This is a genomic window from Sorangium sp. So ce834 (genome assembly GCF_051521425.1).
GTDB lineage: Bacteria > Myxococcota_A > Polyangia > Polyangiales > Polyangiaceae > Sorangium > Sorangium cellulosum_D.
The window spans coordinates 13,780,310-13,792,708 of sequence record NZ_CP150351.1 but is presented as its reverse complement, the minus strand read 5'-3'; the positions used below and the strand labels follow the sequence as shown (position 1 = coordinate 13,792,708).

The following is a 12,399-nucleotide window of genomic DNA, read 5'->3' as shown; positions in this document are numbered from 1 at the left end:
AACTTTTGACTGGCATTCTTCCGCTCGAAAACGCGACGGAGATAGAACCAGGGAGAATACCGGCACTCCTCGACTATGCTCTCATACCCTCTGCCTCGAACGCACCCCATGGGCTCCCACATCCAGCCGAAGTATCACGCACCTGCGCCGCGAGAGGCGCTGTGCGACGGCGCTGCGAAGAGCGGTCCAGGCCGCGTATGGCGGCGGGAGCGCCCGCGCGGGCGCGCGAGGAAGGAACACGCGGAATGCGCGCGAACGCTCGCGCTCGACTCCCGAGGATGCTTGTGGGTCCTGACCCCTCATGCGACGCCGATGAGCACCGCGGAGCCACACGGCGGCGCGGCGCGACGGAGCGCGGCAGTCTCGCGATGATGGGATATCGAGACATCGAGTCGCCGCGGCGGGCCGGGTTCGTCCCGGCCTCCCGGCGGCGCCCGGAGCGGGCGCGCCGCGTCTCGGCTGGACGTGGGCGCGGCGATCCCGGACGCGCGGGGGGGCCGCGCGTCAGCGGATCGTGACGGCCAGCCGGTAATCGAAGAGGGCCGCGGAGCGCGACGCGCCCGACGCGGCGCGGACGCGGAGGAAGTACGTTCCCGCCGGGAGCGCGTGCGCGCCGGGGTGGCGCGGGGCGTCGCCGGTGCCGTCGAGGAGCGAGCAGCGCCCCCGGCCGCCGTCGTCGTCGTCCGCGATGAGCGCGCCCTCGGCGTCGAGCAGCGAGAGGCGGCTGTCGATCTCGAGCGACTCGCACGCCTCCGCGCCGCCCTCGACGATCTCCGCGCGGATCGAGCGGCCCTCCGGGAGATCGACGGCGTAAACGTCGAAGTCGTCGGTCGTCCGCGCGCCGGCGATGAAGACGTCGGTGCCGATGGGCCCATTCGCCTCGGCGGTGGTGCCGTTCGGCTCGTCCTCGGCCCCGGCGGGCTCGAGGATCTTCACCTGGAGCAGGTAGAGCGGGATCGCCGCGCCGCCGTCCCGCGCCGCCGCCTCGATATCGTATTCACCGGCGGGCAGCGCCACGACGAGCGCCGAGCAGCCGCCGATGCCGCCCGCGTACTCGGCGTCGGAGAGCCCCTCGTCGGTCGCGACGAGCGCCCCCTCCGCGCCCAGCACGCGGAGGGTCGTGCGGATATCCCCCTCGCAGCCCGCGGCGGTGCCGTCGAAGACCTCGAGGCGCACGACCGAGGCGACAGGCAAGCTCATGTGAAAGACATCCCTGTCGCCCGCGGCGAGGCTCGCCGCGACGAGCGCGTCGCCCTCGATCACGAGATCGCTCGCGACGGCCTCTCCGGGGGTGTCGTTCGGCTCGATCTCCGCGGTCACCGCCTCGAGCTGACAGGCGGCGCTGCACCCGTCGCCGCCCGCGGCATTGCCGTCGTCGCACCCCTCCGGCGCGTCGCGGAGGCCGTCGCCGCAGACCGCGATCCGCTCGCAGCGCGGGCCGCAGAGCGCGCCGCCGTCGCACTCCTCCGCGCCCTCCCTCACGCCGTTGCCGCACGAGGCGTCGAGCGAGACGCGCAGCGTGTAGCGCGCCCCCGGCAGCTCGGGGAAGCCGCGGACGCGGACATAGTACGTCCCCGGCGCGAGGCGGCGCGCCGCGGCGCCGCCCGGGCTCGTCGAGTCGATGAGCGAGCAGGCGCCCACGCCGCCGTCGTCGTCGGACGCGAGCACGGTCGCGCCGTCCGCCGCGAGGAGCGCGAGGGCGGTGTCGATACCGTCGGCGCAGCGGTCGGGGCCGCTCGAGTCGAAGGTCTCGAGCCGGAGGTCGGCGATGGTGGTGAGCCGCAAGGCGAAGAGATCGACGTCGCCCTCCGGCTCGATCGCGCCGGACACGAGCGCTCCCGGCGCCACGGCGCCGTTCTCGTCGGCCTCGGCAGGGGTCGAGTTGGGCTCGACCTCGGCCGTCGCCCCCTCGAGCCGGCACGCGGCGTCACAGCCGTCCCCGCCGTCGGTATTGCCGTCGTCGCAGACCTCGGGATCGTCGATGAGGCCGTCGCCGCACACCGGGATGCGCTGGCACGCAGGCCCGCACGCGGGGCCGCCGTCACACTCCTCCAGGCCCTCGACGCGGCCGTCGCCGCAGACGGCCGTCGTCCGCGCGCGCAGCGTGTAGCCGGGGATATAGCCGCTGCCGTAGTCCTCGACGCGCACGAGATACGTGCCCGGCGCGGGGATGGCGGCCTGGATACGGGAGCACGCGTCCTCACCGCCGTCGTCGTCCTCCGCCATCACGGCGCCTTCCGGCGAGAGGAGCTGCATCACCGTGTCGACATCGCGGCACGAGCGCGGGCCGCTCGTGTCGAACGTCTCCAGATCGAGGTCGGCCACGCGGGGGACCTCGACGGCGAAATAGTCGATCTCGCCCGGCGGATTGATCGACGCGGTGAACAGCGCGCCCGCCGCGGTCGCCTGCCCCGCGGTCGCCTGATCCGGCGCGTCGTTCGGCTCGATCTCCGGGAGCGTCCCCTCGAGCTCGCACGCGGCGCTGCAGCCGTCTCCGCTCTCGGTGTCGCCGTCGTCGCACGTCTCGGCGCCGTCGACCACGCCGTCGCCGCACACCTGGATGCGCGCGCACTCCGGGGAGCACCCCTCGCCGCCGTCGCACGCCTCGGCCCCCTCGACCACGCCGTCGCCGCAGAGCGCGGTGAACACGACAAGCAGGTTGTAGCCGGGGATCGTGGCGTCGCTGGAAAACTCCTCGACGGCGACGTAATACGTGCCCGGCTGGAGCTGGGTCGCCCACGGGGCGACGCTCGCGTCGATGAGCGAGCAGGCCTCGGGGCCGCTGTCGTCGTCGCTCGCCAGCACCGTCGCGCCGTCCACGTCGAGCAGCCGAAGGAAGGTGTCGACCCCCTGAACGCACGCGCTCAGGCTCCCTGGGCTGAACGTGGCGAGCAGGACCTCCGCGACGCTCGGCACCTCGAAGGCGAAGACGTCGACGTCGCCGAGCGGCGCGATCGCCCCCGAGACGAGCGCGTTCGGCCGGAGCGCGGCGCGCTGGTCGGCCTCCGCCGCGGTGTCGTTCGGCTCGACCTCGGGGAGCGGGGTGTCCAGCTCGCACGCGGCGCTGCAGCCGTCGCCGCCGACCGTGTTCCCGTCGTCGCAGAGCTCCGGGCCCTCGAGCGCGCCGTCGCCGCACACCGAGGTGTCCAGCGTGAGCGAGAGCGTGTAGTCGAAGGTCGCGGGCTCCGCAGCAGGGGAGATCTGCACGCTGACGAGGTATTCGCCGGGACTCAGCTTCTCCAGCACGAGGTGCGAGCAGTAGTTGCCTTCGTCGATATCGTCGTGGTCGGCGATCGTCTCGAGCGTCCCATCGACGATCGTCACGTAGGTATCGACGCCGAGCGAGCTGCACGTCGTGCCCAGCGGGCCGTCGAGCGTCGCTGCCTCGAGGCGCCCGAGCGCGCCGTCGGGGACGGTCACCGAGAACACGTCCACATCGCCTTCGGGATCGATGAACGCGCGGATCCGGCCGTCCGGCGCGATGGCAAAGGCGTCATTGGCCGACGCGAAGCCGTCGTTCGGCTCGACCTCGCACCCGGGCTCCACCTGACAGGCACGCGAGCAGCAATCGCCGTCCTCGTTGCCGCCGTCATCGCACGTCTCCGCGCCGCCCAGCGCGCCGTCGCCGCACCCGGCGGTGCACGCGCTCGGCGACCCGGCGCAGGCGAACCCGGGCTCGATCGCGCAGCCCGGATCGCACCCGTCGCCGGCCGTCCGATTCCCATCGTCGCACGCCTCGGCGGGCGCCCCGACAGCCCCGTCGCCGCACACCCCGCCTGGCGCGCCGCCGGCGCCGCCGCTGCCGGCCTCGCCGCCGGCGCCGGCCTCGCCGCCGGCGCCGCCGCTGCCGACCGCGGGCTCATCGATCTTGCTGCGGTCGACGGCGACGAGCAGCTCGCACCCGATCAGGGCCGGAGCCCCCAGACCGAGGAGCAACGGGAGCGCGGTCCTGCGATGAAAAATCATGGGGGCTCGGCCTCAGCTCGGCGCGATCGCCGACATCATGGCGATCGCGGCCAGCACGTTAGGAGCGCCGCAGGCTCGCCGCGGCGCCGTGGCCGGCAGCAGACCCAAGCCCCACCGTTGCGTCAAGGGACAGCGCGCGCCGAGCGTCAGTACGTCACGGTGACCGTCGTGCGCAGGTATTCGTCGCTGTCGATCTGGGAGAGCATGAAATGCGCGACGTCCTCGCGAGAGATGGTGGGACCAGCAAAGAAGTAACCGCCCATCGACAGGTGATCGGCGCTGGCGCGGTAATCCTTGGTGAGCCGTCCGTCCGTGAGCTTGGGCGGGCGCACGACGGTCCAGGCCACATCGCTCTGGCGGACGGACTCTTCCATGCGCTGCATGTCGGAATACCGGTTGCGGAGCAGCGGCTTCAAAAGGACGCGGAACCACAGCGCGCTCTGCTGATCCTCGCCGATGCCCGCCGAGGTGACGGCGATCAGGCGGCGGACGCGGTGCTCCTTCATCGCGCGGAGGACGTTGGCGATGCCCTCGGAGTAGACGCGCGTCGGGCCCACGCCGCGCGACCCGACGGCGGAGAGGACCGCGTCGTGGCCGGACACGGCGCGCGACACCTGCTCGGCATCCATGATGTCGCCCCGGAGCGCGCGCAGCCGCTCGTGGTGCGGGACAGGGATGCTGGCCGGCGTGCGCGCGAATGCGGAGACCTCGTGGCCAGCCTCCAGGCCCTGACGGACCAGCGCGGCGCCCGTGCCCCCAGTCGCCCCCAAGATCAGCAGTCTGCTCATGTACCGCCAGCCTACCCGGTCTGCCGCGGCGGGTTCAATACGCGCGACTCACCTTACGCATGCCCCCCGAATCTCGTTCTGCGTTGTGGAGCGATGCGCGCGCGCCGCCCTGGGCGGGACGCCGGCCTCATCCGTCGAGCGCCGCCGGGGATCCGGGGGAGCGGTGCTCCGCCGGTCAGGCGCCGAGCCGCAGCCCCACGACCACGCCGTGGTGATCCGAGCCGGAGAACGGCGCCCGCTCGCAGCGCGTGATCGTCCACCCCTCCCCCGGTTGAACGAAGACATAGTCGATGCGGCGCAGCGGGAGGCCCGCCGGCCAGGTGCCGCCGGCCTCGCCGGGGTGCGTCTGCGACCAGGCGTCGAGCCAAGAGCCCTCTCCGGCGCTCGCCTGGAGGTAACAGACCGCCTCCTCGCTCGGGAGCGCGTTGAAGTCGCCCATCAGCACGGCGCCGAGGCTCTTCGACTTCTCGCGCTCGCGCGCGGCGAAGCTCACGAGCTCGCGCACGGTGCGCGCCCGCGCGCGCTTCGACAGCGAGAGGTGCGTGACGAGCACGTCGATCACCGCGCCCGCGCGCCGGATCGCGGCGCGCAGGACGACGCGCTGGCTGTCGCGCTCGAACGGGTCGTCGCGATCGAGCGTGAGCGCCTCCACGGAGTGGTCGAGCACCTCGATGTCGTCGCGGCAGAGCAGCGCGACCCCCTCGCACTCGCCGCCCGCGGCGACCCGCCCCGGCGCGAACCAGGCCCGGTATCCGCCGACGAGCCGCGAGAGCTCGCCGGCCTGGCCGAGGTCGCCGCTCGCGCCCTGCGCGTGCACCTCCTGGAGCCCGATGATGCAAGGGCGCAGATCGCCGATGAGCCGGGCCAGCATCGCCCGGCGCCGCTCCCAGAGGGCGACTCCCCCCCAGATGTTCTGGGTCAAGATGACGAGGTCGCGATCCTGGCTCAAATGCCTCCTCCTCGGGCGTCAGTCCGGGGACGTCTTAACCAGCTTGTCGAGGAGGCTCAAGGCCCCGTGAGCGAGCCAGTCCCCGGCCTTGGCCGGGAGCGACCGCTCCGCGAGCGTGCCCCGGGTCACCGGCCGCGAGCCCGCCCTGTCCCTCGAGAACAGGTCCGCCACCTGCGCGACGAACTCCGGATCGAACACGAAGAGGTTCACCTCGTTGACGGCGCTCAGGCTGCTCGGGTTCGCGTTGAACGTGCCTATCGTGCACCAGTCGTCGTCGATGAGCGCGAACTTCGAGTGCATGACGTCCCGCTGGTACTCGAAGAGCTTGAAGCCCCGATCGAGCCACGCGGCGTGCTCGGCGCGCGCGGCGCGCTGGATGATGGGCAGATCCGTCTCGCCGGGGAGGATGATCTGGACGTCGACGCCGCGCGTGGCCGCGTCGACGAGATCCTTGAGCATCCCGGCGGGCGGGAAGAAATAGGCGTTCTCGATCCAGACGCGCTCCCTCGCCCGCCGGATCGCCTCGCGGTAGCGGCCGTAGACCCGCGCGTTGTCGTCCGGCGTGTCCGCGACGAGCTCGAGATCCGGGTACTTGCGCCCGGTCGCGTAGTCGCGCAGCCCCTCGGCGCCGCCGTCGGCCTCGCGCCAGCGCTGCTCGAAGAGGAAGGCGAAGTCTTCGACGCAGGGGCCCTCGAGGCGCATACAGACGTCGTGCCACCCCTTGCCGCCGCGCCGCTCGGGGAGCCACTCGTCCCCCCACGCGGCGCCGCCGGTGTAGGCAACCTCGTCGATCACGATGACGCGCGAGTGATCCCGCGGCAGGAGCCCACCGCGGCCGAGGCTGGACGCCATCGGGCGGTAGGCGCGGACCTCGATGCTGCGGCGCCGGAGCTCGTCGAAGAACGGGGCGTCGGTCTCGTGCGAGCCGAGCGGATCGTAGAGGAGCCGCGCGCGCACGCCGCGCGCCGCGGCCCGCCCCATGACGTCCGCGAACGCGCTCCCGAGCAGGTCGTCGCGGTAGATGTACGTCTCGATGTCGACGCGCCGCTCTGCGCGCTCGACGTCGCGGAAGATCGAGCCCAGCACCGCCTCCATGCCCGGCAGGAGGGTGAGCGCGTGGTGCGCCGTCAGGATGGGGCCGACGGGCTTCGGCGCGCCTGCGCCGGCCGGGCCTCTGGGCGGCTCGCCCGGCACGGGCGAGCTGCGTCCGTCGCCGACGGGGCTCAGCAACCGGCGGTCACGGGAGATCATCGGCGGAGTGTGGAGGATGCGCGGGAGAAGGCGAGCGCTACCGGGCCCGCCGGCGCTGCGCCGCGCGCGGGCGCAGCGGGCGGGCGCGCTCGCTCACTTGAGGGAGAGCGGGCCCTCGCCGGCCGCGGCGCCGCCCTTCATCTCGTGCGTGTTGGGATCGTACTTCGAGGTGCACTTGGCCATCACGAGGCTCGCCTCGAAGTTGCCGTCCTGCTGGAGCGTGCCCTCGACGGTCACCTGGACGCCGCCGCCCTTCACGTCGCGGAAGGTGTCGGGGATGACGCACTGGGCGTAGCGCACGGGCAGCGCCGCCTGCGTGCCGTGGATCTCGAAGCGGTACTCGCAGGGGGTGTCGCGCTTGGCCAGCGTGCCGGGCACGAGCTCGCCCTCGACGCGGACCTTGCGGCCGGCGAGCTTGTCCTTGGAGGCGAGCAGCTGATCGACCGGCGTCGCGTAGACGGCCGCTTCCTTGAAGCCGACGAGGAACAGGGCGACGAGCGCGCCGACCATGACGAGCAGCGTCGCGAGCAGGCCGACGCTGCGCGACGGGCGCCTTGTCGGCGGGCTCGCCGCGGCCGGCTTCACCACCGCGGGCGTGTCCTGCTGCTCTACGAGAGACAGCGCCTGGGCCAACTCTTCATCCAGCTTCTTGCTCATCGTGGAACCCTTCAGGCACAGGCTAGCCCGCGCTCCACGACCGGTCGAGCGCCACCTGCACGCCCCCGCGCCCGGGCGGCGGCACCCCGAGGGTTCGGACAGCCCTACCGGACTTGTCCCTCGCGAGCGTACTGCACGAACCGGCGCGCCTGCTCGCGGAGCGTCGAGACGCTCGCGGTGTCGTCGGTCGTGAAGAGCACGCGGATCCCGTCCGCCGCCTCGACGACCCTGCCGTGCGCGCCAGCGCGGGCCATGTCGAACAGGCGACAGCGCGCCTCGCCGTCCTCCGGCGACGGCTGCTCCTCCTGGTCGAGCGCGGCGAGGTGCGCGTCGAGCCGGCGAGAGAGCCGCTCGAGCGACGTCGCGGTGGCGCCGGGGACCGGCGTCAGCACGATCTGCACGCCGCCCGGGATGTCCTGCGCGCTGACGCTCGTCGACGCGGAGATCTCCTCGCAGAGCTCGCGCTCGCCGCGGTCGCCCGGCGCGCCCTGGCCCTGCCGCTCGCCCGGCGCGCCCTGGCCCTGCCGCTCGCCCGGCGCGCCCTGGCCCTGCCGCTCGCCCGGCGCGCCCTGGCCCTGCCGCTCGCCCGGCGCGCCCTGGCCCTGCCGCTCGCCCGGCGCGCCCTGGCCCTGCCGCTCGCCCGGCGCGCCCTGGCCCTGCCGCTCGCCCGGCGCGCCCTGGCCCATCCGGCCCTGCTCCGCGGGGCTCCGCCCGAGCTCGCTCGAGCCCGAGGGCAGCGGCGCGTGCCCGGGCGCGGCGCCCGGCGGCTGTCCCTCGGCTGCGTAGGGCATCTCGGACTCGAACGTCGGCGTCCTGCCGATCGGCTGGGCCGGCCGCCGCTCGCCGCCGCACCCGGAGGAGACGAGCGCGAGGAGCGCGGCGGCGCCCAGAGTTACGTGCATGCGATGAATCGACGCGTTCATGGAGGCCTCCTGGCTTTTCTCCACCCGGCCGGGCTGCAGCCGCCGTGCCCGCGGGCGCGCGCCCCGCGGCGATCGCGCCCTGTACAGAGCGGCACCGCGGTGCACGCTCCGGCCTGCGTGCCCCCCACGGCGCGCGGCGCGCGCGCCTGGCGACGATCGCCGGCCCATCTGCGCTAGGCTCGGCCGCCGCCCCCTCCCGGCCGCGCCGCGAGGGAGGCCGAGCGCGCGAAGCATGCGACGTCCCCGATCGCCCCTCTCCCTCCTCGCTGCCCTGCTCGTGCCGTTCGCCTGCGGCGCGGGCGCGTGCTCCGGCCGCCCGATGACGGCGGCGCCCGCGCCCGCCGGCACGGCGGCGCGCGCCCCCGCCCGCGGGCCCGCCGCCTCCGCGGCGCCGCCGCCGGCCGACGCCGCGGAGGCGGCCGACGCCGCGGCGCAACCAGGGCGCACCCCGCTCGGCGCGCCGCCGCTCGAGCCGCTCGCGTTCACCGTCGAGCCGTCGCTCGACGGCCGCTCGGTGGTGTTCGTCTCCAAGACGTCGTCGGACCGGTTCGGCTGGGTCAGGCGCCTCGACGCCGCGACCGGCGAGCTCGGGCCGCCGCTCCCGCTCGTCGACGAGGACCTCGCCGGCGCCCTCTCCTCGCCCAGCGGGAGCACGACGCTGCTCACCTCGCAGGACGGCGAGCTCTGCGCGACGACGTTCCTCCCCGGCGAGATCTCATCCGCGTCCCGCGCGTGCGCGAGGGCCCGCGCGCACGCGGCGGCGGCCGTGGGCGAGCGCGTCGCGCTGATCGAGCTCGAGATCGCCGATCCCGCGAAGCGCGACGTGGCCGCGAAGGCGCAGCGCGCGGCGCGCGAGCGCTCGGCCGCGGCGAAGCCCGCCCGCAAGGCGCCCGCCCGCAAGGCGCCCGCGGCGAGGCGGCCCGAGAAGGCGTCCGGCGCGCGCGGCGCGCCGGCCGAGAAGAAGAAGCGCGGCGCGGATCGCGGGCGCGAAGGCCGGCCCAGGAAGGCCCCGCGCGCGGCGCCCCAGCCGAAGCGGCCGGATCCGCTGCCCGAGGTCGAGGTGCGGATCCGCTGGTTCTCGCCGGCCGAGGGGATCGCGACGACGTCGTCCCCCACCGGGCTGCGGTTCCGGCCGCCGCTCGACGGCATGGGGCTCATCGACGCCGGCGCGAGGCCCGGCGCGATCGACCTCCTCTACTACGCGGCGAGCGCGAAGAAGACGAGCACGTCATGGCTCGGGAGCGCGCAGATCGCCTTCGCGTCGCTCGGCGAGGACGGCAAGCTCGACGCGAGCCGGCGCGCCGTCGTGGCCGAGGGGGACCTCGACTACGGCGCGCTGCGCGGCCACGTGGATCCGCGCCTCGCGACGGCGAGCGCGGGCGCGGTGGCCGTCGACGTCACCGGCCGCAACGGGGCCTGCCAGGCGACGCGCGTCGCGCCCTCGCTCCAGCGGCTCCCGGCCGGCGCCGCTCCCAGGGCGGTCTGCGCCGTGGATCCGGCGCGCCTCGCGGACCCGACGCCGCTCGCGCCGGCCGAGATCGGCGCGCTCGAGCGCATCGCCGCGAGCGGCGCCCGGCGCGCCGCGGGGCAGCCGGCGTACGATCCGGGGCTCGCCGTGTGGGCGGGCGATCGCGCCTACTTCCAGACGATCGCCGGCGAGCTCTTCTCGGCCTCGCGCGCCGACGGGCAGCCGCGCCGCGAGCCGGACCCGTTCCCGGCGCGGCGCGCGCGCCTCGCGTGGGGCGCGTTCGCGGCGGACGGCGAGGGGCTCGCCCTCGCCGCGGGGCAGCTCCACCGGCTCGACGCGCGCGGCCAGATCTCCGCGTCGGCCGCGCCGGCAGGCCTCGGCGCCGCGCCGCCCGGGGGCGCGCCGGGCACGCCGATCGACGAGCCGGAGCGCCCCGCCGACCGGCGGCGCGCGGCGCGCATCGGCGCGTCCTGGTGGCTCGCGAGGACCGACGTGGTGCGGCTCGCGCCCGAGCCCCTCGTGGTGCCCGCGCTGCGGGGGCGCGCCCACGAGGGCGGCGCGACGCTCGTCGGCGGCCGCGAGCGGGGGCTCTTCCTCGAGGTGCTCGGCGATCGGCTCCAGATCACCGGGATCGACGCCTCGGGCGCGCTCACCGCGCCGGGAACGCAGGCCGCGCTCGCGCGCATCGAACCGCGCGCGCCCCGCGCCGCAGCGGCGCCCGCCGTGGCGATCGCGTCGCCGGTGCGCGCGGGGTTCGACGCGTGCGAGCGGCGGGGCGGCGGGGCCCTCGTCGCCGGCGTGAGCGCCGGCGATCCGCGCAAGGTCGTGGCGCTCTCGATCGACGCGCTCGGCCGGCCCGGCCCCGCGCGCGAGGCGTCGCTGCCGCTCGCCGAGGGCGACTCCACGGTGCGGCTCGTCGCCCTGCCCGAGGGAGGCGCGCTGCTCAGCGACGCGGCCCGGAGCCACGTGGTCTGGCTGGACGACGACGGCGCGGAGCTCGCGTCGCAGCCGTGGCCGACGGACGACACCGGCGCGCTCTGCGTCGACGGGCAGCCGGCGCGGCGCGCCGTCCCGGCGCCCTCGCCGGGCGCCTTCGTGACCGTCCCGGAGCTCGCGGCCCCCGGCGCCTGCGTGGCGGGCGACGTCGTCTGGGCGGCCGACGGCAGCCTGCGGTGGTTCGGGAGCGCGGTGCGCGGGCTCGACGCGCAGGCCGAGGCGGGCGTCGCGCGCCCCGCGCTGCCGGCGGCCGCGGGCGCGGCGGCGCGCCCCGCCGCGGGGCCGCCGACGGAGGCGCCCGCCCCCGCGCTGCCGGCCGCGCCCGCGTGCCCCTCGGACATGGTCGCGATCGCGGGCGGCCGCTTCTGCATCGATCGCTTCGAGGCGATGCTCGTCGACGGCGCCACCGGACAGGCGCTCTCGCCCGACTACCCGTCGACCCCGAACCTCCTCGAGATCACGCTCGCCGAGTGGTCGACCGGCCGGCGGCGGATCGGCGACGTCCACGCCCGCGCCTTCCCGCTGCCGCTGCTCCCTGGCTGGCAGCGCGGCCGGCCGACCGCCGCCTTGGCCCGCTCCCGGTCCGGGGTGCGGCCGAGCGGCTACGTGACCGGGCTCGTCGCCGAGAGCGCCTGCGCGGCCGCGGGCAAGCGGCTCTGCTCGGTCGACGAGTTCGTCACGGCGTGCCGCGGCGAGGACGACACCCTGTACCCGTACGGCGACACGTTCGAGGAGGGGGCGTGCAATGTCTTCCGGCCGGCGCACCCCGCCGCCCTGCTCCACGGCAACGCGTCGATTGGCCACCTGGATCCCCGGCTCAACCGCGTGCGCAGCGCCCGAGAGCCCCTGCTCCGCGAGACGGGCGGGAGCCCCCGGTGCCGGAGCCGCTGGGGCAGCGACGCGGTCTACGACCTCGTGGGCAACCTCGATGAGTGGGTGAACGAGCCGGGCGGCGCGTTCGCCGGCGGCTTCTACGCGCGCTCGACCCGGGCGGGCTGCGAGGCGCTCATCACGGCCCACCCGAGGAGCTACCTCGATTACTCGACCGGCGTCCGCTGCTGCCAGGACGGCCCCGCGGCGACGGCGACAGAGTCGGAGTCGCTCGAGGCGGCGCCCCCCGGCTCACCGGTGGGGCCGAGCGGGCATCTGCCGGAGCATTCCGGTCACGGCGAAAGCGGCGGAGATCACGAGGAGCACGTTGAGCCAGCCGTCCTCGGGCAGAACGCCGAGCACGCCGAGCAGCCACATCAGCAGCGACACTAGCACCACGCTCCAGAGCACCACGTCGGTCCAGCGTTTCATACGGCCCCTTTCGAGAGGGTTCGCCCGAGGACGAAGCGAATCGCGTGCCACGCCGTCGCGGTCGCGCGCTCCCGCGTGCTACGTTCGGCGGTGATGAGC

General features: G+C 75.2%; 7 protein-coding genes. 1 reads left to right on the top strand and 6 read right to left on the bottom strand.

Features of this window, described 5'->3' with window-relative positions:
• Positions 1 to 504 precede the first annotated feature (504 nt).
• The 6 genes from WMF20_RS50515 to WMF20_RS50490 form a co-directional block, all read right to left on the bottom strand.
• A complete protein-coding gene (locus WMF20_RS50515; RefSeq protein ID WP_437609397.1) occupies positions 505 to 3,966 on the bottom strand; it encodes a DVUA0089 family protein in 3,462 nt (1,153 codons plus the stop codon).
• A gap of 146 nt (positions 3,967 to 4,112) precedes the next feature.
• Complete coding sequence (locus tag WMF20_RS50510) at positions 4,113 to 4,754, bottom strand: NAD(P)-dependent oxidoreductase (protein WP_129580958.1); 642 nt, start codon at positions 4,752 to 4,754, stop codon at positions 4,113 to 4,115.
• Between the two features lie 175 nt (positions 4,755 to 4,929).
• Positions 4,930 to 5,703 (bottom strand): endonuclease/exonuclease/phosphatase family protein, encoded by a 774-nt coding sequence (locus WMF20_RS50505; protein WP_129580957.1) that lies wholly within the window; start codon positions 5,701 to 5,703, stop codon positions 4,930 to 4,932.
• Between the two features lie 18 nt (positions 5,704 to 5,721).
• Positions 5,722 to 6,954, bottom strand: a complete 1,233-nt coding sequence (locus tag WMF20_RS50500) for a phospholipase D-like domain-containing protein (RefSeq protein ID WP_437609394.1) — start codon at positions 6,952 to 6,954, stop codon at positions 5,722 to 5,724.
• Between the two features lie 93 nt (positions 6,955 to 7,047).
• A complete protein-coding gene (locus WMF20_RS50495) occupies positions 7,048 to 7,611 on the bottom strand; it encodes a cytochrome c maturation protein CcmE (RefSeq protein WP_129580955.1) in 564 nt (187 codons plus the stop codon).
• Positions 7,612 to 7,715: 104 nt separating this feature from the next.
• Positions 7,716 to 8,513 (bottom strand): hypothetical protein, encoded by a 798-nt coding sequence (locus tag WMF20_RS50490; RefSeq protein ID WP_437609392.1) that lies wholly within the window; start codon positions 8,511 to 8,513, stop codon positions 7,716 to 7,718.
• 253 nt (positions 8,514 to 8,766) lie between these two features.
• Between WMF20_RS50490 and WMF20_RS50485 the strand changes: the two genes are divergently transcribed.
• Positions 8,767 to 12,261: a hypothetical protein gene (locus WMF20_RS50485; RefSeq protein ID WP_437609390.1), complete on the top strand. Its 3,495-nt coding sequence runs from the start codon at positions 8,767 to 8,769 to the stop codon at positions 12,259 to 12,261.
• Positions 12,262 to 12,399 lie beyond the last annotated feature (138 nt).